Source organism: Mycobacterium sp. DL440 (genome assembly GCF_011745145.1).
GTDB lineage: Bacteria > Actinomycetota > Actinomycetes > Mycobacteriales > Mycobacteriaceae > Mycobacterium.
In genome coordinates, this window is record NZ_CP050191.1 from 5,954,701 (window position 1) to 5,978,845 (window position 24,145).

At 66.2% G+C, this 24,145-nt stretch carries 21 protein-coding genes and 1 tRNA gene; 12 read left to right on the forward strand and 10 right to left on the reverse strand.

Annotated elements, in window-relative coordinates:
- Nucleotides 1-121: 121 nt before the first annotated feature.
- Nucleotides 122-331 carry a helix-turn-helix transcriptional regulator gene (locus HBE63_RS28980; RefSeq protein WP_166908430.1) on the forward strand — a complete coding sequence of 70 codons (210 nt, stop codon included), beginning with the start codon at nt 122-124 and terminating at the stop codon, nt 329-331.
- Entirely contained in the window at nt 328-1,557 is a 1,230-nt protein-coding gene (locus tag HBE63_RS28985) for a type II toxin-antitoxin system HipA family toxin (RefSeq protein ID WP_166908432.1), read from the forward strand. The genes HBE63_RS28980 and HBE63_RS28985 overlap by 4 nt, the downstream gene beginning before the upstream one ends.
- 1 nt (nt 1,558) lies before the next feature.
- On the opposite strand, the gene HBE63_RS28990 is transcribed toward HBE63_RS28985, so the two are convergent.
- The gene (locus HBE63_RS28990) at nt 1,559-2,164 is read right to left on the reverse strand and encodes a maleylpyruvate isomerase family mycothiol-dependent enzyme (RefSeq protein WP_166908434.1); all 606 of its coding nucleotides are present in this window, start codon (nt 2,162-2,164) and stop codon (nt 1,559-1,561) included.
- A 199-nt stretch (nt 2,165-2,363) separates the two neighbouring features.
- On the reverse strand, nt 2,364-2,849 hold the full coding sequence (locus HBE63_RS28995; protein ID WP_166908436.1) for a MarR family winged helix-turn-helix transcriptional regulator: 486 nt from the start codon (nt 2,847-2,849) through the stop codon (nt 2,364-2,366).
- Between the two features lie 159 nt (nt 2,850-3,008).
- Between HBE63_RS28995 and HBE63_RS29000 the strand changes: the two genes are divergently transcribed.
- Nucleotides 3,009-3,659 carry a rhomboid-like protein gene (locus tag HBE63_RS29000; RefSeq protein ID WP_166908438.1) on the forward strand — a complete coding sequence of 217 codons (651 nt, stop codon included), beginning with the start codon at nt 3,009-3,011 and terminating at the stop codon, nt 3,657-3,659.
- A 41-nt stretch (nt 3,660-3,700) separates the two neighbouring features.
- On the opposite strand, the gene HBE63_RS29005 is transcribed toward HBE63_RS29000, so the two are convergent.
- From HBE63_RS29005 to HBE63_RS29020, 4 genes are all read right to left on the reverse strand, one after another.
- Entirely contained in the window at nt 3,701-4,369 is a 669-nt protein-coding gene (locus HBE63_RS29005) for a TetR/AcrR family transcriptional regulator (RefSeq protein ID WP_243858361.1), read from the reverse strand.
- A 44-nt stretch (nt 4,370-4,413) separates the two neighbouring features.
- Nucleotides 4,414-5,514: a TIGR03857 family LLM class F420-dependent oxidoreductase gene (locus HBE63_RS29010; protein WP_166908440.1), complete on the reverse strand. Its 1,101-nt coding sequence runs from the start codon at nt 5,512-5,514 to the stop codon at nt 4,414-4,416.
- A 151-nt stretch (nt 5,515-5,665) separates the two neighbouring features.
- A complete protein-coding gene (locus HBE63_RS29015; RefSeq protein ID WP_166908442.1) occupies nt 5,666-5,914 on the reverse strand; it encodes a hypothetical protein in 249 nt (82 codons plus the stop codon).
- Between the two features lie 161 nt (nt 5,915-6,075).
- A tRNA-Gly gene (locus HBE63_RS29020) sits at nt 6,076-6,149 on the reverse strand.
- 385 nt (nt 6,150-6,534) lie between these two features.
- Between HBE63_RS29020 and HBE63_RS29025 the strand changes: the two genes are divergently transcribed.
- From HBE63_RS29025 to HBE63_RS29060, 8 genes are all read left to right on the forward strand, one after another.
- The gene (locus tag HBE63_RS29025) at nt 6,535-7,497 is read left to right on the forward strand and encodes a hypothetical protein (RefSeq protein WP_166908444.1); all 963 of its coding nucleotides are present in this window, start codon (nt 6,535-6,537) and stop codon (nt 7,495-7,497) included.
- Between the two features lie 16 nt (nt 7,498-7,513).
- Nucleotides 7,514-8,083 carry a dCTP deaminase gene (dcd, locus tag HBE63_RS29030; protein WP_166908446.1) on the forward strand — a complete coding sequence of 190 codons (570 nt, stop codon included), beginning with the start codon at nt 7,514-7,516 and terminating at the stop codon, nt 8,081-8,083.
- 255 nt (nt 8,084-8,338) lie between these two features.
- Nucleotides 8,339-9,670, forward strand: coding sequence for an ammonium transporter (locus HBE63_RS29035; protein ID WP_166908448.1), 1,332 nt, complete (start codon nt 8,339-8,341; stop codon nt 9,668-9,670).
- A 220-nt stretch (nt 9,671-9,890) separates the two neighbouring features.
- On the forward strand, nt 9,891-11,312 hold the full coding sequence (locus HBE63_RS29040; RefSeq protein ID WP_166902214.1) for a hypothetical protein: 1,422 nt from the start codon (nt 9,891-9,893) through the stop codon (nt 11,310-11,312).
- A 76-nt stretch (nt 11,313-11,388) separates the two neighbouring features.
- Nucleotides 11,389-12,720: a UDP-glucose/GDP-mannose dehydrogenase family protein gene (locus tag HBE63_RS29045; RefSeq protein ID WP_166908450.1), complete on the forward strand. Its 1,332-nt coding sequence runs from the start codon at nt 11,389-11,391 to the stop codon at nt 12,718-12,720.
- A gap of 38 nt (nt 12,721-12,758) precedes the next feature.
- On the forward strand, nt 12,759-14,072 hold the full coding sequence (locus HBE63_RS29050; RefSeq protein WP_166908451.1) for a cytochrome P450: 1,314 nt from the start codon (nt 12,759-12,761) through the stop codon (nt 14,070-14,072).
- 1 nt (nt 14,073) lies between these two features.
- A complete protein-coding gene (locus HBE63_RS29055) occupies nt 14,074-14,826 on the forward strand; it encodes a maleylpyruvate isomerase family mycothiol-dependent enzyme (protein WP_166908453.1) in 753 nt (250 codons plus the stop codon).
- Nucleotides 14,827-14,844: 18 nt separating this feature from the next.
- Nucleotides 14,845-15,213, forward strand: coding sequence for a nuclear transport factor 2 family protein (locus HBE63_RS29060; protein WP_166908455.1), 369 nt, complete (start codon nt 14,845-14,847; stop codon nt 15,211-15,213).
- A gap of 8 nt (nt 15,214-15,221) precedes the next feature.
- Here the strand turns inward: HBE63_RS29060 and HBE63_RS29065 are convergent, their stop codons facing one another.
- Nucleotides 15,222-16,457, reverse strand: a complete 1,236-nt coding sequence (locus tag HBE63_RS29065; RefSeq protein ID WP_166908457.1) for a YibE/F family protein — start codon at nt 16,455-16,457, stop codon at nt 15,222-15,224.
- Nucleotides 16,458-16,619: 162 nt separating this feature from the next.
- Between HBE63_RS29065 and HBE63_RS29070 the strand changes: the two genes are divergently transcribed.
- On the forward strand, nt 16,620-17,480 hold the full coding sequence (locus tag HBE63_RS29070; protein WP_243858362.1) for an AraC family transcriptional regulator: 861 nt from the start codon (nt 16,620-16,622) through the stop codon (nt 17,478-17,480).
- Nucleotides 17,481-17,536: 56 nt separating this feature from the next.
- Here the strand turns inward: HBE63_RS29070 and HBE63_RS29075 are convergent, their stop codons facing one another.
- The 3 genes from HBE63_RS29075 to HBE63_RS29085 form a co-directional block, all read right to left on the reverse strand.
- Entirely contained in the window at nt 17,537-18,799 is a 1,263-nt protein-coding gene (locus HBE63_RS29075; RefSeq protein ID WP_166908459.1) for a hypothetical protein, read from the reverse strand.
- Between the two features lie 458 nt (nt 18,800-19,257).
- Entirely contained in the window at nt 19,258-20,547 is a 1,290-nt protein-coding gene (locus tag HBE63_RS29080) for a pyridoxal phosphate-dependent aminotransferase (RefSeq protein ID WP_166908461.1), read from the reverse strand.
- Between the two features lie 185 nt (nt 20,548-20,732).
- A complete protein-coding gene (locus tag HBE63_RS29085; protein WP_166908463.1) occupies nt 20,733-23,750 on the reverse strand; it encodes a heterodisulfide reductase-related iron-sulfur binding cluster in 3,018 nt (1,005 codons plus the stop codon).
- Nucleotides 23,751-24,145 lie beyond the last annotated feature (395 nt).

The following is a 24,145-nucleotide window of genomic DNA, read 5'->3' on the forward strand; positions in this document are numbered from 1 at the left end:
TTTCAGGCATAACGGGTTGACTGTTCTTCCATCGCGGTGTCAGCATGGTTATGCGTGAATTTTCAGGCATAGGAGTGGCATGGCAGTCCCCCGACGCACAAAACCTTCGATCGACAGCACTATGCCTGAAATTGCACGCATAGGGCGACTCTTCGCCGAGCGCCGCCTTGCGCTGCGGCTCACTCAACAAGCCGTCGCCGACTTGGCCGGTGTGTCCCGCTCCAGCGTTCAGTCGATCGAGCGGGGGAGCGGTTCGATCAAGTTCGGTTCGCTACTCGAGATCGCGGACGTGTTGGGTCTGCGCATCGAAGTCAGTGAGGCAGCCGAATGACGGTTCCGGGAAGTCCCGACCTACGCGCGGTTGTCGAGGCCGATGTTTACCTCGGCGATGAGCGCGTCGCGCATCTTGTTCGGCAGGGCGGTGACCAGATCAGTTTCGACTACGTCGCTGACGGGACCGTTGGCAGCCGCAGGATCCGGGAGCGGTCGGTCTCGTGGTCACTTTTACGTTCGCGCGATTACCCCGTCATCACCACAGGTGGTGCTGTTCCTGCGTTCTTCGCAGGGCTGCTGCCGGAAGGGGTGCGACTGGGTGTCGTGACGACATCGACGAAGACTTCCGCTGACGATCACCTGACATTGCTGCTGGCGATCGGAGCAGACACCATAGGTGATGTCCGAGTGTTCCCGGCCGGGGTTGATCCGGCTCGGCCGGCAGCGATGTTCGACCCCGAGCGCGACACGGACTTCCGTTTGGTCTTCGACAAGCTGACCGGTTCGGTGTCTGCCGATCCCGTGGGTTTGGCGGGAGTTCAGCCGAAGGTCAGTGCCGACATGATCTCGGCTCCCGCGCAAACCCGTTCGGGGCCAGCGATACTCAAGCTGAATCCGGCGGAGTACCCGTTGCTCGTCGAGAACGAGCACTTTTTCATGACGATGGCCGGGGCATGCGGATTGCGCGTCGCCCCGACCGCACTGCTGCGCGACGCCGCCGGCCGCAGTGCACTGCTGGTCACCAGATTCGACCGCGTGGGTGCGACGCGCATTGCGCAGGAGGACGCCTGTCAGGTGGCCGGCATCTACCCCGCGTCGAAGTACCGCATTACCACCGAGGCGGCCATCATGAGTCTCGCCGAGGCATGCGGACGAGGCGGCGGCTCCAAGGTAGCTGCGACCGCTGAGCTACTCAAAACTGTTGTCTTTTCCTGGCTGGTGGGAAATGGCGATCTGCACGGCAAGAACTTGTCGATCTACGATCTTGACGGAATATGGCAACCAACCCCCGCCTACGACCTGCTCTGCACTCAGCCCTACGCCGGCTGGCGAGACCCTATGGCACTCAATTTATTCGGCCGCGCGAACCGGCTCTCTCGGACTGACTTCATCGATGCCGGCGAACGCCTAGGCATCAGGCAGCGTGCGACGACGAGAATGATCGACCAACTCGTTGACGCGGCCCACGACTGGCCGGATAGATGCGGTGAGATCGGTTACGGCGAACGGCAGACAGAGCTACTTGCGGACATGCTGCATACCAGGATCGGCAGTCTGAAATGAGTTAATCGGATTCGGGTTCCGCGTCGGGCACGTCGCGTCTACGCGAGAGCATCAGCACGATGTCGCGGATCGGCGCCTCGCGCCGCCCACCCCACTCCGGGCCGACTGCGTAGTCGGCATCGGTGGCGACGAACCGGTAGCCCGGCAGGTCTCGTTGCGGTGCGAATGGAAATTTCATGTGCCACAAGCGGTCTGCGACGGCGACGGCGGCGTCTGGAGGCATCGGCCGGTCGATGCCGAGTGGGATGCAGATGTCCTGCGTGTGAATCAGGATATCCAGCAACGGATCGACCTCCTTCGTCATCGGCGGGCGTTTGCGCGATCCCGCCATGGCGCGCAACCGCGCCGTGACAGCAGCAGGGTCGGACGGGTCCTCCAGCGCCGCCCGGCGGACCATCGCGTCGAACCGGAAGCCCGACTTGAGTGCCGCCGGCAACATCTCGCCGATGCTCGCGTGGGACTGCGTGATGTGAATGGCGACCTCGCGCACCGTCCAGCCCGCGCACAGTGACGGCGTGGCCCACTGTTGGGGTTCGAGGGTGTCGAGGAGATCAGCGAGCTGTCCGCGCTGTTCATCGACATTGCGCCAGATGGTGTCGGAGTCCACGGCTGCTCCTATCGTCAGGTCTCTCTGATCAAACTAGTCGCGCGGGACGCTGTGACGAACGTTCAGGCTTTGGCGCCGGATCCGCAGTTTTACCTTTACCGCAACAGGCTGCACGCTCGCCACAGCGTCTGCAGACAGCACTCTGGCCCAGCACCGGGCGAATGCCGACTGTGTGCATCGCCTGACGTGGGTGATCTCCCTACAACGGGATTGGACGGTTCAGATCGTCGGCGCCATCGTCGGTGAGTAGGTCATGGAAGCTGCGCAATACCGTCGCACATGCCGCCCGCTCGGCCGGGTCGAGCCGGTCGAGCACCTTGCTCAATTCCCGGCGGCGCCGTGTGTTCACCTGGCGCACCAGTTTGCGCCCGCGGTCGGTCAGCGCGAGGGTGACGACACTGCGGTTACTCGGGTCGGAGCCACGCGTCAGATGGCCGGAGGCGTCCAACCGGTCGGCCAGTCGGGTCACCGTCGACCCGACCACCCCGAGGGCCTGGGCGCATTCCGTCGACGCCGACTTCCCGCGCTCCTGCAGCACGAGCAGCAGCCGGAACTGTGGCAATGAGATCTCCAGTTGGTCGACGCTGCGCAGCGCCACGCCCACCAGATCTCGGGTTGCGACTTCGAATGCCGACAGTTCGTCGACCGGAGTTCGGGTCATCTCGTGCTGCTGCGCGCTGCCCATCCAGCGAGTATCCCATGCGGAGGGTTGCGGTGCCTGTAAGTCTGCTGTGCTGCGCGGAGGCGACGAGGTTTGGATTGACACGCAACTGATTTCGAATTCATTCGCACCGAATGGCGCAATCTCGGCGGACGCTCAGCCGTCGAGCACATACTGAATGCTGTGCACCCGAGGTCATGGCCGGCGGCGGTGCGGAGATATGTGCGCAGCGCCCCGCTGACCTATGCCTGGCTGGCGGCGCTGCTGGTCACCACGATCATTCAGCACCAGATGCACGGGCGGGAACTGCATGCCCTGTTGGTCGAGAGGTCGACCAACATCCACCACCTGGGGACGGACCCGCTCTACGTGCTGGTCACCAGCCTGTTCTGGATCGATGGCCGGTTCTGGACGCCGTACCTGGTGTTGTTCAGTCTCATTCTTGCGCCGGCCGAGCGTTGGCTCGGTCAAATCCGTTGGCTGACTGTCGGTTTGATCGCCCATGTACTGGCCACCTACATCAGCGAAGGCCTGCTGTACCTGGCGATCCACGATCACGTCGCACCCGAACGGCTCGTCCACGTCCGTGACGTGGGGGTGAGTTACTTCCTGCTCGGGGTCGGCGCCGTACTGGCCTACCGCATTGTGCGGCCGTGGCGCTGGGTATATCTGGCAGCGCTGTTTCTCTACTTCGGTGCCGCGCTGGTCGCCAACATCAACTTCACCGCGATTGGCCATGTTGCGGCGCTGTTGATCGGGCTGTGCTGTTATCCGCTCACGCGGAGGCGGGGTCGGCGGGCCGCGGCGTCGTCCCTTTCTGCCGCAAGGTCGTGACGACGGCCGGTCAGCAGCCCGGGAGCGGAAACCGGTGTGGTTCAGGCCCCGACCGGCCCACCCGCCGGCGGCCGGGACAACAAGGCCACCACCGCATCGGCCAGCGTCGCGCGGGCGATCTCGAGATCCGAGGTGAAGCCGATCTGACGTTCGTTGCTCAGGCCCCGGATCGCGGCGGGCAGCAGACACCGCACCCGGTAGAGCTGGTCCGGGTCGAGGTCGAGTCCGTCCATCAGATAGTCGAATCCTTGAGTCCAGTCGAGTTCGCGCGCCGCGAAAGCCTCTGCCGTACGCGGATACTCGGCGGTGATATCGGAACGGCGGGGTGGCAGTGAGGTGCGCAGCGCCGTGAGGGCCCGACCCTCAGTGGTGTCCTGGTAGATCCAGGCGGAGTCGATGACCGCGGCCACCCGCTCCTTCAGAGTGCCGCTACGCGACGGCCAGTCTTCGGTATTGGATACCCAACTGCGGGAATGGATCTCGGTGATCACTGCCACCCACAGCCCGTCCAGGTCGCCGAACTGGTGCTGCACCGTACCCCAGGTGACGCCCGCGTCTTTGGCGATGCGATTGGCCGACACCGGCTCGCCACCGCTGTCTGCCAGGCAGCGGATGGCGACGTCGAGCAGGCGCGCACGGGTCTCCAGGCCGCGCTTGTTCAGCCGGGTGCCCGCGGCCGACGTAATGACTGCAGACGGGATCGCGGCCACCCACTGCTCCCGTGCGCGGGCGGCCTGCGGGGATTCGCGGATGTTCAGGCGAACCGCCCAGGGTTCGCCGCGACAGCCCGGCGCAGCGTCGGCCGGTTGCCCCGGTATGCCTGCACGACGGGAGCGAGCTCGTGCGGACTCGCACCGTGCATGATCACGGAGTGGGCGCCCAGGTCATACTGCCGGGCAATGGTTTTCGCGCAGTCCTGCGGTGATCCCTTGGCCACCGAGTCCAACCATTCGGCGGGGATCAGCTCGGCGATGCGCTCCAGCGTCTCGAAGGAGGCGCTGGCATCGATCGGCCCTGCGGTGGCCGCGTCGGTGAACAGGTCGCTCTGCCTGATCCGATCCCACACCGCGCGATCCCAGCCGTTGGCCGTAACCAGCACGTCGGGGTAGGCCTGCAGATAGGTCGCCAACCGGCCGACCCCGCGGCGCATCTGGTCCTCCGGCGACAACGCGTCGGGAACCGTCGCCAGACATGCCCAGATCCGGACGCTGTCCGGATCCCTACCCGCGCGTTCAGCGCCCCGCCGTACCGCCGCGACCGACTTCTCCGTCGCCTCATCAGAGAAAAAGGTATGCAGCACAACGAAATCACAGATTTCGCCGGCGAGTTCCATAGACTTCGGGCCGACGGCCACCATGCCGATAGGTGGTCCTTCGGGCAGGCCGCTCACGTGGCGCAGCATCGGCCACTTCCCGGCCGGTCCGTCGTGGTCCAGGATCATCTCGCCGGCCCAGAGCCGACGCAGGATGCCGAAGAAATCGCGCAGCCGGGCCTCGGTCACCACCGGGAGGCCGATCGCCGGCCAGTACCCCGCCATCCCACGACCGAACGCCATCGCGAAGCGGCCCTCGGTGAGCGCATGCATCGTCGATCCGACCGTCGCGGTGACGGTGGGGTGGCGCGTGTGGTGGTTGGTCGACGGGGCGATACCCAGGCTGGTGCTGCAGCCCGCCAGCGCGCCGGAGAGAACGGCCGCATCCTTCACGGTGAAGCGCTCGCCGATGTGGCACGAGCCCAGGCCGAGCTCCTCGGCCGTGCGGGCCTCAGGCAGGACCACTCGGACATCCGCGGGGTGCCTGGTGACGGCGTAATAGCCGAGCTCGCTGAGCTGGCCGTCGGGGTGATTCGTGCTCAATTACGTGCCTCTCGTTCCGCGGACGCCTAGCACTGTCATCCACGGCGACGGCAATTGTCAATGAGGGTTCTCAATGAATGGGCGGATGTGCCGGTGCGAGCGCGGCGTTCTGACCCTGACGTGACCCCGAGCTCATTGAGCAGCTGTCGAACTACCACCGAGTGCCGTCGAGCCCCGGAATCACGCACCGGCCGTCAGCGGCCACCCGGCCAATCACCATGCCGTCATACCCCGTGCACGACGAGTTGAGCGGCTCGCAGGTGTTGACGGACGTGATCACCTTGTCGGGGCCGCAGGCTGAGCCGGGTGCTGGCGGGTCGGCATTGGCGAAGGGAGTGCTGAAGCCCAGCATCAATGTTGCTGTGGCAGCAACGACGAGTGAGCGGGTCGCGTCAAACATGGTCGACACCTCCGGCCGATGATGGCCCCCGACAAGCAACAACGCTACCCCGTTTGGGCCATCTGTCGGCAAGGCTGGCTGACCGAATTTACGGGGAAAGTACGGGATTTCGCCGATTCAAGTTTGCCGGCAAAGCGCGATACGTCGCTGACCTGAATGCTTGGAGCCGATGACGGGAATCGAACCCGCGTATTCAGCTTGGGAAGCTGATGTTCTGCCATTGAACTACATCGGCATGATGCTGACGAAGGATAGCAACCCGGCCCGGGTTGTGGGTAAGGCGGGCGGGCATCGTCTCGGTGAGTCTAAGAAATTGACGCCGGTTTATCGCAGCGATGATGGCCGGCGACTGGCGAAGGTCGCCGACGCGGCCGACGCGGGCTGCCCAGCGCGGACCCGGAACCTCGGGCGGTGTGGCGAAACATCTGACTCCAGAACATGATTGCTGTTCACGCCCGACCCTGAGAGTCACGTAAAACCTCGGCCTGTCGTTCTCAGGGGCCCTCTCTACCGTCGGTAGTCGTGGGCTCCATCCGGCGCTGAATGGAGCGAACAGGCCCGCACGACGGGCCGAACCAATCGAGGGGTTCTTACCCATGGATGTTGTTATCGGTATTGCCATGACCTCGCGTGACGCCCGGCTTCTCCTGGTCGAGGGCACTCACGGCGACGGCGCGGTGATCGACCACGACTCGGTCGACGCGGACACCCGCATCGGCGCCGAGCACCCCGGCTTTCACGAGTACGTCGTCAACGCCGTGCTCGACACCTGCGCCGATGCGCCCGCGAACGGATACACCGTCACCCGCGTCGCATTGACCTGGACCGACGCGGTGGACGCCCACGCCAAGCTGGTGCTCGACGTCCTCGCGGAGCAGGGCATCGCCACGGTGACAGTGGTCTCCACGATCGACGCGCTCGAAGCCGCCACCGAATACACCGTCCAGGTCGCTGACTCCGACTCCATCGCGCTGTGCGTGGTGGAACCCGAGGAGACCATGCTGGCCGTGATCGGCGCCGAGGGCGACGACGGTACGCGCCGGTTGCGTAGTCGCCGTCTCGACGGAGCTGACGAGGCCACCGCAGTGCTGGCCCTGCGCGGCGTCTGCGAGAGCTTCCCTGAGCCGATCGCCGAAGTCGCCATCGCGGGGTCGGCACCCGACGCGGAAAGCCTTGTCGAGGAAGTGAATTCAGTGATGTCGCGGCCGGTTGTGCTCGGCGACGACGCCGCCCTGGTGCTGGCCCGGGGTGCGCTGCTCTCCAGCGCCGACGTTCGGGACGAGGCCACGTCGGCTCCCAAGCACGACCCGGTGATGCGCACCCTGACGACGATTGTGATGACGGCGGTGCTGATCGTGGCAGGTTCAGTTTTCCTCGCGCTCACCGTGCACGGGAACGACGGCAGCCCCCCGCAGCAGGCGTCAACCCCGGCCCCGGCCCAACACTCTGCACCGGCCGAGCCACACGTCCACACCGTCGTGCGCAAGGTAGTGCCACTGGCCGGGCGTGCTGCGGAGAAATCCTTGGAGACGCCCCACGCGGACAACGTTGTGCCGCCGTCGACAGGGGTGGTCCGTCGGTAACCGATACGCTCGTCGGGTGCTGCTCTCCGATAGGGACATCCGGGCCGAGATCGCCGCGAAACGCCTGGCCATCGAGCCGTTCGACGATGCCCTGGTGCAGCCGTCGAGCGTCGATGTCCGCCTGGACAGCCTGTTCCGGGTGTTCAACAACACCCGGTACACACATATCGACCCGGCCAAGCAGCAGGACGAGCTGACGACGCTGGTCGAACCCACCGAGGGGGAGCCGTTCGTTCTGCACCCCGGCGAGTTCGTGCTCGGCTCCACGCTGGAGGTGTGCACGCTGCCCGATGACCTGGCCGGGCGGCTGGAAGGCAAGTCTTCACTGGGCCGTCTCGGATTGTTGACGCACTCGACGGCGGGGTTCATCGACCCGGGCTTCTCCGGCCACATCACTTTGGAGCTGTCGAACGTCGCCAACCTTCCCATCACGTTGTGGCCCGGCATGAAGATCGGCCAGCTGTGCCTGCTGCGGCTGACCAGCCCGGCCGAGCACCCATATGGCAGTGACAAGGTCGGCTCGAAATACCAGGGGCAGCGTGGGCCGACGCCGTCACGCTCACATTTGAACTTCATCAAGTCCTAGACCGGGCCGGGTGGCCAGTGGGCGCGAAACGGCAGGCGAGCTCGCGATGGGGCCGGCGCCGTTTTCTACCTGTGGGCTGTGGAAATTGCCTATCAACAGCCCTGGTGTGGAAACGGGCGCTGTAGGGGGCGCCGACCCGCACAAAAGCGGTGAACTTTCAGTAACCACACCGCAACACGAAACACGTCGGAAACACGCTCGCCGCGCCCCTGAAACGCGCGCCGGAGATTCTCGTCGGAACCGAAGGAGCCCGACGTGCACGAGATCGATCCGGCCGCCACTGCCTGGCTGCTGGCCAGCACCGCGCTGGTCCTGTTGATGACCCCCGGCCTCGCCATCTTCTACGGCGGCATGGTCCGCACCACCGGCGTGCTCAACATGATCATGATGAGCTTCATCTCGATCCCGCTGGTCACGGTGGCCTGGCTGCTGGTCGGCTACACCCTGGCGTTCTCCGACGACGCCGGCGGCGGCCTGATCGGCGGCCTGCAGCACTTCGGCATGCTCGGCATCACGCCCAGCACCGCCCACGGCGCGGTACCCGAACTGCTGTTCGCCACGTTCCAGCTGGCCTTCGCCATCATCACTGCCGCCCTGGTCAGCGGGGCCATCGCGGACCGGGCGAAGTTCGCTGCCTGGATGCTGTTCGTCCCGCTCTGGGCCGTCGCGGTGTACGCCGTCGTCGCGCACTGGGTCTGGGGTCCGGGCGGTTGGCTGGCCGGCCTCGGCGTCCTCGACTACGCCGGCGGCCTGGTCGTCGAAATCGTGTCCGGGTCCTCGGCCCTGGCGCTGGCCCTGGTGCTCGGCCCCCGCATCGGCTTCAAACAGGACGCGATGCGCCCGCACAACCTGCCGTTCGTGCTGCTCGGTGTCGGCTTGCTGTGGTTCGGCTGGTTCGGCTTCAACGCCGGCTCGGCGCTGGCCGCCAACGGCACCGCCGCCGCGATCTTCCTCAACACCCTGGTGGCCGGCTGCCTCGGCATGCTCGGCTGGCTGACGGTCGAGCAGGTCCGCGACGGCAAGCCCACCACCTTCGGTGCCGCCTCCGGTGTGGTGGCCGGTCTGGTGGCGATCACCCCGTCCTGCGGCACCGTCAACACCCTCGGCGCGGTTGTGGTGGGCCTGGCTGCCGGCGTGGTGTGTTCTTTTGCGATCGGCCTGAAGTTCCGGTTCGGTTATGACGACTCGCTCGACGTGGTGGGTGTGCACTTCGTCGGCGGTGTCGTCGGTGTGTTGCTGATCGGATTCCTGGCCACCGAGGTGATGACCCAGGGCCCGCAGGGTCTCTTCTACGGCGGCGGGCTGACCCAGCTCGGCAAGCAGCTGCTCGCCGCGGTCGTCGTGGCCGCCTACGCCTTCGCCATGTCTTACCTGCTCGCCAAGGCCATCGACCGGTTCATGGGATTCCGGCTCAGCCCCGAGGACGAGACCACCGGCGTCGACTTCACCCAGCACGCCGAGTCCGCGTACGCCGAAGGTGTGCACGGGCATCTGCCTCAGCGCCGACCCGGATTGTTCGGGCAGTTGGGCCAGCTCGGAGACCGTGAACAGCGCCCAGATCCGGCCGAGGAAGACAGCGCGGGATGAACCGGCCGGTTCCGTTTGTCGTAATGCCGAGTAGGGTCTAACTAACCGGCGCCGGCGTGCACCACACCGTCGCGGTCCGACCAGAATCTAGCGCTGTAGCTAATGCGCACGGGTGTAACGATCAAGCTGGTTACACCGAAAAAGGTTCTAGTTGTCGGTTCGTGCGGAATGTGTGCGCAATGGCGACATAGGCAGTGCAGCAAACACATTGGAGGGCTTGGTGGACATCGTATTGGGTGTGGCGATGGCACCTACGACGGTCCGCATGGTGCTGGTCGAGGGGGAGAAGGCGGACGGCGTCACCGTCGATCACGACGTCTTCGATGTCACCGCCGGTGATGATTCGGCAAGCATCAGTGCATCCGATCAGGTGGTCGCGGCCATCCTCGGAACTCAGGAGAGCGCCACCACGGGTGGGCACCATCTGAAGTCGATCGGCGTCACCTGGACGGACCATTCGGACGCGGCCGCGCTGCGCGACACACTGTCCGCGCACGGCATCGACGACGTCATGCTGGTCTCCGAAAGTCATGCCGCCGCGGCACTGGCCCAGGCGGTCGGCCGCGCGGTCGGTTACGACACCACGGCGCTGCTGTTCATCGACCGTGACGCTGCGACGCTGTCGGTGGTGAAGACTGACGACGGTTCGGTGGTCAAGGTGTTGGCGCAGTCTCTGCACACCACTGACGCCATGGCCGTGCTCACCGACATGGCCGCGGCGGTCGAAGCGTCCGATTCCGCGCCCGACGGCATGTTCGTCCTGGGCGCTGGGGTGGACGTCGCCTCGGTGAAGGCGCATCTGGAGAACCTGGTGTCGCTGCCGGTCAGCGCCCCCGACGAGCCGGAGATGGCGCTGGCCCGCGGTGCCGCGCTGGCCTCGGCCACCGCGCCCGCGTTCGAGGCGACCACGGTCGGGCTGGCCTATTCGCAGGACCCTGACGGCACCACCGCGGGCAGCGCCTACGCGCTGGCCGGCCTGGCCACCGAGATGGCCCCGCTGGGCGACGCGCCGGTCGGCGGCGTCGGGCTCGTCGGCGATGAGATGCCGATGGAAGAGGAGCGCAAACCGTTCCTGCTCGTCGGCTCCGCGCTGACATCCGTGTTCGTGGTTGGCGTTGTGGCGCTGGTTATTTCGCCTGTCGCTTATACACATCTCCAAGAGGCCCCGGCGCCCGCACCGCAGGCGCCGCCCCGCACGGTCTACGTCGAGCAGCCCGCCGCGGCCCCGCCGCCGGCGCCCGAAGCTCCGGCTCCGGTCCCCGAGGCTCCGCCGCCTGCTCCCGAGCCGGCCCCGCCGATCTACAACCCGCCGGCGCCGTACATCCCGCCGCTGGTCGTGCTGCCGCCCGCGCCGCGGCTGCCGAACATCTTCCGTCCGCCGTGGGACCCGCCGCAGCGTCAGCGGCCGTGGGATCCGCCGTCGCGCCATGAACCGGAAACCCCGCAGTGGCCAGGCTCAGGTTCGGGTGACTGGAACCCGGGTCGGGGCTCAGGCGATTGGAATCCCGGTCGTTCGGGTGGCTCGGGTGACTGGAACCCGGGTCGCGGCTCAGGCGATTGGAACCCCGGTCGCTCCGGTGGTTCGCGCGGTGGCGGCGACGGTGGGGGGCTGTGGCCCTTCCCGTCATTTGGTGGGCACTGAAAACCGTTACCTGACGTTGGCCTGCCGCTCAGTGTCACGTAGCGGCTAGCTCATACTCGCGGCCTATCCAGGCAGTATGCGATGCACCGTATTCGGTACCGGCTATCTGGGCGCGACACACGCCGCGGGGATGGCCGAACTCGGCCACGAGGTGATCGGGGTCGACATCGACCCGGGCAAGGTGGCCAAACTCGCCGCGGGGGACATCCCGTTCTACGAGCCCGGCCTGCGCAAGGTGTTGAACGACAACCTGTCTGCCGGGCGGCTGCGGTTCACCACCGACTATGACGAGGCCGCCGACTTCGCCGATGTGCATTTCCTCGGCGTCGGTACCCCGCAGAAGAAGGGCGAATACAGCGCCGATCTGCGCCACGTGCACGCCGTCATCGACACCCTGGTGCCGCGGCTGCGCCGGTCGGCGGTAATCGTCGGCAAGTCCACCGTCCCCGTCGGCACGGCGGCTGACCTGGCCGAGCGGGCCCGCGGCCTCGCCCCTGCGGACGTCGACGTCGAGGTGGCCTGGAACCCGGAGTTCCTGCGTGAGGGTTACGCCGTGCACGACACCCTGCACCCGGATCGGATTGTGCTTGGGGTGCAGAGCGATTCATTGCGGGCCGAGGCTGCGGTGCGCGAACTCTACGCGCCGGTGATCGAGGACGGGGTCCCGTTCCTGGTCACGGATCTGCAGACCGCGGAGCTGGTCAAAGTGTCGGCCAATGCCTTTCTGGCCACCAAGATCTCGTTCATCAATGCGATCTCTGAAGTGTGTGAGGCGGCCGGCGCCGACGTCACCCTGCTGGCTGACGCGCTAGGCTACGACCCCCGTATCGGACGGCGATTCCTCAACGCGGGCTTGGGCTTCGGCGGTGGCTGCCTGCCCAAGGACATCCGCGCATTCATGGCCCGTGCCGGTGAGCTGGGCGCCAACCACGCGCTGACGTTCCTGCGTGAGGTCGACAGCATCAACATGCGCCGCCGCACCGCGATGGTGGAACTGACCACGCGGGCCTGCGGCGGATCCCTACTCGGCGCCAACATCGCCGTCCTCGGCGCGGCGTTCAAACCCGAATCCGACGACGTGCGCGATTCGCCTGCCCTCAATGTCGCGGGCATGCTGCAGCTGAACGGGGCCGCGGTCAACGTGTATGACCCCAAGGCGATGGACAACTCACAGCGAGTGTTCCCGACGCTGAACTACTCCACCTCGGTCCTCGAAGCCTGCGACCGGGCCGACGCGGTGCTGGTGCTCACCGAATGGACGGAGTTCGTCGACCTGGACCCGGCCGAGCTGGCCGACACGGTGCGGGTGAAAGTCGTTGTGGACGGCCGCAATTGCCTGGACGCGCACCGGTGGCAGGAAGCCGGATGGCGGGTCTACGCGTTGGGACGTCCCGTCGCCACTGTTTGACGCTTGTAGAACAAATTCCGCGGTCGTAGGCTCGGGCCATGCGGGAACGAATCCGGTGGATGGCCCTGCACGGGGTGGTTCGAGGCATTTCTGCGTACGGGATGCGCCACGGTGATCCACAAGCTCGGCTGGTCGCCGACCCTGCAGTGCGGGCCGACCCGGCGCCCTTCGCCGACGAAATGCGCCGTCGCGGGCCGATTGTGCGTGGCCGTGCGCTCCTGATGACCTTCGACCACGACGTCGCCAGCGACCTGCTGCGTTCCGATGACTTCCGGGTCTCGATGCTGGGCGGCAACCTGCCGCGTCCGCTGCGCTGGATCGTCGAAAAGACCGACACCGGGTCGCTGCACCCGCTGCGTCCGCCGTCACTGCTCGCGACGGAACCGCCTGATCACACCCGCTACCGCAAGCTGGTCTCCTCGGTATTCACTACCCGCGCGGTCGGGCGGCTGCGGGAACGTGTCCAGGAAACCGCGAACGCTCTGCTGGATTCGATGGACGACGACGGTGTGGTCGACATCGTCGACCGGTACTGCGCGCAACTGCCCGTCGCGGTGATCAGCGACATCCTGGGTGTTCCCGACGGGGATCGGTCCCAGATCCTGCGGTTCGGCGAACTCGGCGCGCCCAGCCTGGACATCGGGCTGACCTGGGGGCAGTACCAGGCGGTGAACTCCGGCATCCACGGATTCGAGACCTGGCTGACCGATCACCTGCGCCAACTGCGGCGCAACCCCGGCGACGACCTGCTCAGCCAGATCATCCGGGCCTCCGACGCCGGAGCGGCCGGAGAACCGCTCAACGAGGCCGAGCTGCGGGCGCTGGCCGGGCTGGTGCTGGCAGCCGGGTTCGAGACCACGGTCAACCTGCTGGGCAACGGGATTCGGATGCTGCTCGACCATCCCGAACATGTGCAGACCCTGGCGGCGCGTCCGGAGTTGTGGCCGAACGCGGTCGAGGAGATCCTGCGGCTGGACTCACCGGTGCTGATGAGCGCGCGGGTGGCCTTGCGCGACACCGAGGTGGCCGGCACCGCGGTGCAGGCCGGAGAACTCGTCATCGTGCATCTCGCCGGCGCCAACCGCGATCCCGCGGTGTTCACCGACCCCCACCGTTTCGACATCGAACGTGACAACGCCGGTCGGCACTTGTCGTTCTCCGGCGGTCGGCACTTCTGCCTCGGTGCGGCATTGGCCAGAGCCGAAGGACAGGTGGGCCTGCAGACCTTCTTCGACCGCTTCCCGGACGCGCGGGCAGCCGGTGAAGGCAGTCGCCGCGACACCCGAATCCTGCGCGGCTGGTCGACTCTGCCGATCACACTCGGAAAGGCACGCACAGCGGTAGGTTCGTGACGTGGACTTCCGAGCTGCTCTGCTCGACCAGACCCGTAGCTTCGGGGAGCTGATCGCCTCCAGCGATCCCGAGACGCCGGTGCCGACGTGCCCGGACTGGACGTTCAAGCAACTGTTCCGCCATGTCGGGCGCGGAAACCGTTGGGCGGCACAGATTATCTCCGAGCGTCGGGTTTCGCCTCTCGACCCGCGTGATGTCCACGGGGGCAGGCCGCCCGATGATCTCGACACCGCCATCGAGTGGCTCAACGCGGGCGCGGCCCAGGTCCTCAAGTCAGTGGACCAGATCGGCACCGACGCCAGGGTGTGGACGTTCCTGGGCCCCAAACCCGCGGGTTGGTGGGTACGGCGCCGCGTCCACGAGGCGGCGGTCCACCACGCCGACGCGGCGTTGGCGGTGGGAACCGAGTTCGTGCTGCCGGCGGACCTCGCCGCCGATGCGGTCAGTGAATGGCTGGAGATCGCCACCGCCTTGGCCAAGAAGCGGCATGAAGAACCGCTCGCGATGGGCTCCGGCATCCATCTGCACGCGACCGACGACGGTCTGGGGCCGACGGGGGAGTGGACGGTCGAGCACGACGAGGACGGGCTCGCGTGGTCCCACAGCCACGGCAAGGGCACCGTCGCGCTGAAAGGCCCGGCTCAGAAGCTGCTGATGGCAGTCACGCGCCGGCGCAAAGCTGCCGACCTCGGGCTGGAAGTGTTCGGCGACACCGCAACCTGGGATGCGTGGCTCGACCGCACACCGTTCTGAGAGGCGTACGTTTCGTTCATGACCACATCCGAGATCGCCACGGTTCTGGCCTGGCATGACGCGCTGGACGAAGACGACATCGACACGCTGATCGCGCTGTCCAGCGATGACATCGAGGTGGGCGATGCCAACGGTGCCGCCCAAGGGCACGCCGCCCTACGTGAGTGGGCCGCATCCGGCGGGGACACCGTGACGCCGGGACGGATGTTCGTGCACGACGGCGTGGTCGTCGTCGAACAGACCATTATGGCGGCCGACGGGACCACCCGCACCGGTGCTGCGGCGTTCCGGGTGGTACACGACCACGTCACGTCGGCGTTCCGTCACGACACCCTGGCCGCCGCACTGGCCGCCACCGAGCTCACCGAAAAGGACCTCGTCGGCTGAGCCGCAGGCTATTTCGTCCTGGTGGTGGGCGCGGGCGTGGCCAGCACAGCCGCGATCCCCGTCGTCAACGGGACCGACAGAGCCAGGGCGATGCCGCCCACAGCGGAGCGGGCGATCTCGATCGCCACGCTCTCACCCGTGAGCACGTCACCCAGTGACCGGTTGGCCACGCTGAACAACAGCAACAGCGGCAGGGCACTGCCGGCATAGGCCAGCACCAGGGTGTAGACGGTGCTGGCGATGTGGTCACTGCCCACCCGCATGGCGCCGACGAAGATCGACCGCCGGCTGCTGCCGTGCTCTGCCAGCTCGAACACCGTCGAGGCCTGGGTGATGGTCACGTCGTTGAGTACACCGAGTGAGCCGATGATGAACCCGGCCAACAACAGCCCGGTGATCGACACGTTGCCCATATACGCGGCGACTTCGTTGTTCTGGTCCTCGGATAACCCCGTCAAGTGGGCCAATTCGATTGCCGCCCAGGACAGTATCGCTGCCAGCAGCAGTGAGGTGAGAGTGCCCAGCAGGGCCGCGCTGGTGCGCAGGCTGACGCCGTGGGCCAGATAGATCACCGCGTAGAGAATCGCGGCCGAGGCCACCAGTGCCACCGGGATCGCCGGGGCGCCGTCGCGCAGCGCGGGCAACAGGAAGATCATCAACACAGCGAAGGCCACCACGATGCCGACGATGGCCCGCAGTCCGCGCCAGCGCGCCACGGCCACGATCACCACCGCGAACACCACGGCCAGGGCGACCAATGGCCAGGTGCGCTCGTAGTCGAAAAACGCGTAGGTGGTCGTGCCGGCCTCGTCGACCTGCCGGCTCACCCGAATACTGTCTCCGGCAGCAAGATTCGGCTGCCCGGGGCCGGTGGTGAACTCCAGCAGCGTCTTGGCGCCCTTGTTCGGCCCGGAATCGATGGCCACCAGGTTCTGCACACACGTGCCGCCGCCCGGTTCGGCGGGCCTCGGTGCCGACGTCAACACGCCGCCCGCCGACGGGCTGCCACAATCTGCCAGGGTACTGGATGCGACGTGCCCGGCCTCGGTGGTGACGGCCCCGCCCGCGGCGTTCTGGAAGGGCAGCGGAATGTCGACCTTCTGATGGCTGGGCCACAGCACCGCGGCGCCGATGAGCATCGCGAGGCCGATGGCGATCAGCAGGCCGACCACGATCCGGGCGGCCAGCGGACCCAACGGAGACGGGCCGGCCAGCGAATGGGAGTGGGAATGCGTGTGCGCCACCCGGTCAGGGTAGGTGAATCGACTGGTGAATTGCCTGTGCGCCCGCCCACACGATCGGCATCTCCCGTGACACTGAGATATCGGGGTTGATTTCTCGGGCGTAGAAAGTGCTGCGGGCAAACTGCCTCCTGCGTCAATGCCGCGTCTGTAGTGTCTCGGGCTGTGCCTCTGGACGTATGGAACGGCGAGCGGACCCTGACCCCGCGGATCGTCCTCACGCAGCAAGACATGGTGGCACGAGGCTTACGTCTCCGGTTCGCAACCGAGCACATCGATGAACCGACCGACTGGTGCTGTTTCGATGACTCGCGGCACCTGATCTATGTGCACCGCGAGGGTAGTCCGCACTCGATGGAGACGGTCCAGGATTGGGGGCCGTCGGATGGCCCGCCCCGGGTGGGCGATGTTTGGGTGGTGCCGGCCGGGGAGGGGTGTGTATCGCAGGTCCAAGGCGGTGAGCCCGCGGGATTCTGCGAGATCGCGGTTCCCATTCAGGCGGTCGGCGGGACGTCTCTGGTGCCACGCGTCAAGAAGCGAGATCCCCTGATGTATCAGCTGATCGAGGGATTGGCCAAACTCTTCGGCCGTGACGATGCTCCGGCCCGGTTGCTCAAGGACTCTCTGGCCGAGACTCTTCGACTGCACATCGCCGACACCTGCGTGTCGGCCGGGCCCCGGCGCGCAACGAGGCGGCGCGACGTGCTGGACCTCAGCACCCGGTCGGCCCTTGTCGAGTACCTCGAGGACGGGCTGGAGTCGGAGATCACCCTGGAGACGTTGGCGGGTCTCGCCGAGATGTCAGTCGGCCGGTTCATCAAGGCATTTGCCGCCGCATTCCACACCACTCCTCATCAATACCTGCTGGACCGGCGTATCGATCGGGCCAAGTCGCTGTTGATGACGACATCGCAATCCATCGCTGAAATCAGTACTGCGGTCGGCTTTACGACACCGAACCACTTCGCGACGGTGTTTCGGCGCCGCGTGGGGGTGTCGCCGAGTGGCTATCGCCAGAACGGCTGACCCCACGCCGATCGGACCCCACCGATGCCGGTGGGGTCCGATTGCCTGAAGCGTTCTTACTCGCTGCTGTCGCTCCGCGAGTCACCGGAGTCGCTGGTCTGGGAACCCGAGGAGGCGCGCTTTGCGCTCAGGCCCTTGGCAGCTTGCTTGACGTTGTCGCCGAACTTCTTGGCGGCGCCCTTGATCCCGTGGCGGACGTCCTTGACCGGGGTCGCCCGGTCGTTGTCCGCGGCGCTGAATCCGGCCTTGCCGGGCTTCGCGATCGGGCTGTGACGCACCAGCGGGGTTGCCGGGCCGGCGGTCTTGCTGTCGTCACTGATCTTGCTGTCGGCGGTGACCGTTTCGGCGGCCACGCGCACGGACGGTACGTCGGCGGTCTCGCTTGCCGAACCCACGTTCAGTGCAAGGGTTTTGGCTGCCGGGGATGGCAACGACGCGACATCGCCAACTGTGGCGCCGGCGGGGGGAGGCGGGGTGATCGCCGCCGCAATCGCCTGAGGAATGTGCACGAGCATTGCGCTACCCAGGCTCCACCCGCTGGAGGTGGCAGGGGTAAACGTCAGGAGGCCCCCGATCCTCTTTCCGAACCGGTTGACATATCCATTGACGACCGTATCGGTGAAATCGGCGGGAAGATTCACCACCGTGCTGAGCGCAGCCACGGGGTCACCGGCCTCCACGGCATCAACGAATGCTTGTCCCGAAACACCCAGTTGTTGGAGCCCCATTTGCACCGTGGACAACAGGCCAAAGCCGGTCCTTCCCACGAGCCCGGTATCGAACAGTGACGTCCTGACGATCGTCCCCAGGGCGGCCGTCACGTTTGCCGATATCTGGTAGGGCAATGAAAGGAGGTCGAGCAGCCCGAACAGGTTTGTCGCGAGCGCACCTAGGGTGCTGGAGAGTTCGGCCTGAGCTCCCAACACGTCACCCTGCGAGAGGCTTTCGATGATCAGCGGAAGCGCCGTCGGCAATGTGTCCCCGAAACCGTTCCCTTGTTCGGACGTCAGCCACTGGCCGAGTCCAGTGGCGGTCGTCGACAGCGCGGTACCGATCAGGTTCGCGTACGCGGTTTGATTGGCGATGATCTGCCGCAGGACCGGCATCGGGTCGGCTGCTGCCGTCTGGACAAGCGTCGACAGGCTGCTGTTCGTCGCTTCCAGAACTTCTACCCATCGCGTGACGGGGTTGACGAACGAATCGGCGAGGGCAGTGAGTTCGACGTCCGCCGTGGTTGAGTACACCGCCGGAAGCTTTGTGTCGGACAGCGCCGGGGGCGGGCCTACGAGACTGAACGCGATGGCGCCGGCGGTGGCCATGGCTGCGCCGGCAGTCGCGTAGGGCCGGAGGGCAGTGCGCAAGATTTGTCTCCTCTGGATCAACAACGCCGGACCGTGGTGACCGGCGGTGTCGAACCATATCTGTGACAAGGCTGAGAAAACCGCAAAAAATGCAACACGTTCTAGAAGGCCGGGGCGGCGCGCGCTGGGTGTGTGATCGGAATGGTTGCTGACCGGGAAATGGTCGTTAGGCAAACGAACTAGCTATTGCGCGGGGGTCGCGGCCGCAAATGCGCACTGCTTCGCCAATGCTCCTGACGTGGTCGCATATATGCAGGAAACCGCGTTGAGCGTGCTCGACTGTGGGCATTGCTGAGATTGGTTCGGGGCCAGGATTTGGCGTTTGCCACGTCGCGTAGATTCCGCCCGCGACAATTATTTGAACATGCGATAGAAAGCGAACGTTCTTCGCCGGTTCTCGGCCAATCCCCGCCTACCTACTGGCGGTAGCCGGCCAGGAAGTTGCCGAGTCGTTCGATGGCCTGGGCCAGGTCGCGGGACCACGGCAAGGTGACGATGCGGAGGTGATCCGGTGTGGGCCAATTGAATCCGGTGCCCTGGGTCAGCAGGATCTTCTCCTGCAACAACAGGTCGAGCACCAGTTGCTCGTCATCGTGGATGTCGTGCACCTCGGGATCCAGGCGCGGGAACGCGTACAGCGCTCCGGAGGGTTTCACGCAGGACACCCCGGGGATCTCATTGAGCTTGGTCCACGCGGTGTCACGCTGCTCGAGCAGCCGGCCGCCCGGCAACACCAGGTCGTCGATGCTCTGATGGCCGCCGAGGGCCACCTGGATCGCATGCTGGGCAGGCACATTCGGGCACAGCCGCATATTCGACAACAGGCTGATGCCCTCGATGAAGCTGGTCGCGTGCTCCTTGGGGCCGGTGATGACCAGCCAGCCGGAGCGGTAACCCGCCACCCGGTAAGCCTTGGAGAGCCCGTTGAACGTCAGGGTCAACAGGTCGGGCGCCAGCGTGGCCAGGGAGATGTGCTTGGCGTCGTCGTAGAGGATCTTGTCGTAGATCTCGTCGGCCAACAGCAAGAGCTGATGCTTGCGGGCCAACTCCACCATCTGCTCCAGGGTTTCGCGGCTGTACACCGCGCCCGTCGGGTTGTTCGGGTTGATCACCACGAGCGCCTTGGTGCGCTCGGTGATCTTCGACTCGATGTCGGCGACGTCGGGATTCCAGCCCTGGGTCTCGTCGCACATGTAATGCACCGGGGTACCGCCGGCCAGCGCGGTCGAGGCCGTCCACAGCGGGTAATCCGGTGCCGGGATGAGCACCTGATCGCCGTTGTCCAGCAGCGCCTGCAGGGTCATGGTGATGAGCTCGGAGACACCGTTGCCCAGGTAGACGTCTTCGATGTCGAACCGGGGGAAACCCTCGACCAGTTCGTACCGGGTGAACACCGCGCGGCGCGCGCTGGCGATGCCCTTCGAATCCGAATAGCCCTGCGCGTTGGGGAGGGCCTGGATCATGTCGCGCATGATCACATCGGGTGCCTCGAAGCCGAACGGCGCGGGGTTGCCGATGTTGAGCTTGAGGATGCGATGACCTTCAGCTTCCAGCCGTGAGGCGTGCTCGTGTACCGGCCCACGGATCTCGTACAGGACGTCCTGCAGCTTTGTGGACTGGGCGAATGTACGCGGCTTCGGGTTCTGACCGGTCTGCCACGGCAACTGATGAGTAGTCACGCCCACCATGGTCTCATCACCGTCCACTGATTTTGGAATTTGCCCATGTGGTAGGTGGCCACCGCCACACTCGGCCGGCGCCGGTCAGTCGACTTTGGGGGCGGTTATGGACCTGGGGCGCACTGTGACGAACGTGCTGGTTCTTGCGCTGAGACGCGAAATGGCCACCTCCCCTCGCGGGGAGATGGCCATTTCGGTGTGAAAAGACGTGCTCAGCGCTTACCGGGACGCTTGACGCCCGCCTTCATGCCCAGGCCCACGACCGGAGGTTCCGGCTTGGCGGGCTCGGCTGGCGCTTCCGCCTTCTCTGCTGCCGGTTCCGGTGCCGGCTCGGCGGCGGGTGCGGCTGGGGCAGCGGCGGGCGAAGCCGGAGCGGCCTTCTTGGCACCCGGACGACGCGCGCCTGAAGCGATGCCCAGGCCCACGACCGGCGTTTCCGGCTTGGCCGGTTCGGCCGCCGCCGGAGCAGGAGCAGCGGGAGCCTCAGCAGCCGGAGCCGCAGGGGCAGCCGACGCTGCAGGTGCGGCTTTCTTGGCACCCGGACGCTTCGCGCCGGCCGCCATGCCCAGACCCTTCACCGGCGCCGCGGGAGCAGCCGGCGCCGCCGGAGCCTCGGCAGCCGGAGCCGCAGGAGCGGCCGGGGCGGCCGACGCGGCCGGAGCCGAAGCCTTCTTGGCGCCTGGACGCTTGGCGCCACCGGCCATGCCCAGACCCTTGACGGGTGCAGCCGGGGCCGCGGGGGCCTCGGCAGCGGCTGCGGCCGACGCGGCCGGAGCCGCAGCTTTCTTCGCACCCGGACGCTTGGCGGCGCCGGCCATGCCCAGACCCTTCACCGGGGCCGGAGCCGCAGCCGGTGCGGCAGGCGCCTCGGCAGCCGGTGCCGGCTCCGCGGGCGCGGCTTCCTCGACGGCAGGTGCCGCAGCTTCGGCCTTGGCCTCGGCTTCCGCGCGTGCCTCGGCCCGCTTCTCGGATTCCTTTGCCGCCGTGCCCTTCTCGGGCAGCGTGATGGCGCTCTTGTCCAACGAGTTCAGCAGCAGCTGGGCCACGTCGAGCACTTCGGCCTTCTCGACATTGCGGGCGGCCGCGACGTCGTCGACACCGTCGGTGATCATCACACGGCAGAACGGGCAGCCGGTCGCGATGGTCGAGGCGGTATCCATCGCCTCTTCGGTGCGCTCCACGTTCACGCGCTTGCCGATGTGCTCTTCCATCCACATCCGCGCGCCACCGGCACCACAGCACAGGCCGCGGTCCGCGTGGCGGGGCATTTCCTTCAGCGTCACGCCGGAGGCCTCGACCAGCTCACGCGGAGCCTCGTAGACCTTGTTGTGGCGACCGAGGAAGCACGGGTCGTGGTAGGTCACCTCGGGGCCGCCGGTGGATTTGACCGGCACCAGCTTCTTGTCCCGGACCAGCCGGTTGAGCAGCTGCGTGTGGTGCACCACGGTGTAGTTGGCGCCCAGCTGTGGGTACTCGCGGCTCATCGTGTTGAAGCAGTGCGGGCAGGTGGTGATGATCTTGCGGTCGACGGTCTCGACACCCTCGAACAGTTCGTTGATGGTCTCGACGTTCTGCGCGGCGAGCTGCTGGAACAGGAACTCGTTGCCGGAGCGGCGAGCGGAGTCACCCGTGCAGGTCTCGCCGGTGCCCAGCACCAGGAACTTCACGCCCGAGGAGGCGAGCAGCTCGGCGACGGCCTTGGTGGTCTTCTTGGCGCGGTCCTCGTAAGCGCCGGCGCAGCCCACCCAGAACAGGTATTCGTATCCGTCGAACGATTCCACGTCCTCGCCGTAGACCGGCACGTCGAAGTCGACCTCGTCGATCCAGTTGGTGCGGTCCTTGGCGTTCTGGCCCCAGGGGTTGCCCTTGGTCTCGAGGTTCTTGAACAGCACACCGAGTTCACCGGGGAACTCCGACTCGACCATGACCTGGTAGCGGCGCATGTCGACGATGTGGTCGATGTGCTCGATGTCCACCGGGCACTGCTCGACGCAGGCGCCACAGTTGGTGCAGGACCACAGCACGTCGGGATCGATGACGCCGCCCTGCTCGGCGGTGCCGACCAGCGGGCGCAGCGCCTGCTCGGGGCCGGAACCTTCGATGCGCGCGAAGCCGTCTTCGGGTACACCGTGCCCGTGGAGGCTGTCGCCCAGCGCGGCGAAGTCGACCGAGCCCTCCTCCGGCATCGGCTTGCCCTCGATGATGTAGGGAGCCTTGGCGAACAGGTGATCGCGCAGGTTCATGATCAGGAGCTTGGGCGACAGCGGCTTGCCCGTGTTCCAGGCCGGGCACTGCGACTGGCAACGACCGCACTCGGTGCAGGTCGCCATGTCGAGGTTGGCCTTCCAGGTGAAGTCCTCGATGCGGCCCTTACCGAACACCGCGTCCTCGGAGGGATCCTCGAAGTCGATCTGCTCGCCCTTGTACTCCATGGGAAGCAGCGGGCCGAGGCCGTCGGGCAGACGCTTGAAGGTGACGTTGATCGGGGCCAGACCGATGTGCAGGTGCTTGGAGTGCAGCACGATGAGCAGGAAGGCCAGCATGACGCCCAGGTGGGCCAGCAGTGCGATGCTCTCCAGCCACACGTTGGCGGTGTGGCCCAGCGGGGCCAGCAGCGCGGCCATGCCGTCGGAGAAGAAGGCGCCGGACTGGTACGGGAAGTTCTCGCCGAGCACGTTGACGGCCGCGCCGCGGAACACCGCGTAGGTCGCGATGACCAGGAAGATCATGATCAGGATGGTCCAGGCGCCGCCGTTGTGCGAACCGTAGAACCGGGATTCGCGGCCGAGCTGCTCGGGGTTCTTCCGGATGCGGATGATCGCGAAGACGATGATGCCGGCCAGCACGGCGACGGCGAAGAAGTCCTGCAGGAAGCCGAGCACTGCCCAGCGGCCGACGAACGGGATGTGGAACTCGGGGTTGAACAGCACTCCGTAGGCCTCGAGGTACACCGTGGCGAGGACGAAGAAGCCCCACATGGTGAAGAAGTGCGCGAGGCCGGGGATGGACCACTTCAGGAGCTTCGACTGGGCGAAGACTTCCTTGTTCTGGTTCAGGAAGCGCTGGACGAGATGGTCTTTGCGGCCACGCTCGTCGCCGAGTGTCTGCCCCGAGCTGATCAGCTTCGTCAGCCACTGCACGCGCTTGGCGGCGAACGCCAGGACTACGAGCGTGGCGAGCACACCGATAATCAGCCGTGACAGAGTCAGGGTGTGTTCGAGACTCTCCACAGAAATGCCTCCATTTCGCCAGTTACCCGACGGTAACTTAGGCCTAGTTACCCGTCGGTAACTTAGCTTCCTTCAGCTCATAGTGACATTTTGGAGTTTCCTACCGCTACCGAGGCTTACCTAAGTTGAAGCTCACTGTGGGGCAGGTCTCAGCGCGGCGTCGCCCGCCCCCGCAGCCCAGTGCCCTCAAAGAAGCCTGCCTCGGCGGCGCGGCGGCATCGCTAACACCGCGCTGTGCTCGTCGTTGGTGCAGGGCCACGAAGCGGCCGGGCTCCTCGGAGACCCGGCGAATGAGTCGGCGTCATCGATTTCGCGGACGGCTTTTCGCCGCGGTCGCTGGGCGGCGGAAAGCTTCGGCGTGACGTTGCTGTCGCGTCAATTGGAACGTGTTCCAG

What these genes read in the sequence shown, in the direction of transcription:
- HBE63_RS29025 (WP_166908444.1), top strand. Translation starts at nt 6,535, where the DNA reads ATGACCTCGCGTGACGCCCGGCTTCTCCTGGTCGAGGGCACTCACGGC.
- HBE63_RS28980 (WP_166908430.1), top strand. Translation starts at nt 122, where the DNA reads ATGCCTGAAATTGCACGCATAGGGCGACTCTTCGCCGAGCGCCGCCTT.
- HBE63_RS29060 (WP_166908455.1), top strand. Translation starts at nt 14,845, where the DNA reads ATGACCACATCCGAGATCGCCACGGTTCTGGCCTGGCATGACGCGCTG.
- HBE63_RS29015 (WP_166908442.1), bottom strand. Translation starts at nt 5,914, where the DNA reads ATGTTTGACGCGACCCGCTCACTCGTCGTTGCTGCCACAGCAACATTG.
- HBE63_RS29045 (WP_166908450.1), top strand. Translation starts at nt 11,389, where the DNA reads ATGCGATGCACCGTATTCGGTACCGGCTATCTGGGCGCGACACACGCC.
- HBE63_RS28995 (WP_166908436.1), bottom strand. Translation starts at nt 2,849, where the DNA reads ATGGGCAGCGCGCAGCAGCACGAGATGACCCGAACTCCGGTCGACGAA.
- HBE63_RS29075 (WP_166908459.1), bottom strand. Translation starts at nt 18,799, where the DNA reads ATGGCCACCGCCGGCGCCATCGCGTTCAGTCTCGTAGGCCCGCCCCCG.
- HBE63_RS28985 (WP_166908432.1), top strand. Translation starts at nt 328, where the DNA reads ATGACGGTTCCGGGAAGTCCCGACCTACGCGCGGTTGTCGAGGCCGAT.
- HBE63_RS29050 (WP_166908451.1), top strand. Translation starts at nt 12,759, where the DNA reads ATGCGGGAACGAATCCGGTGGATGGCCCTGCACGGGGTGGTTCGAGGC.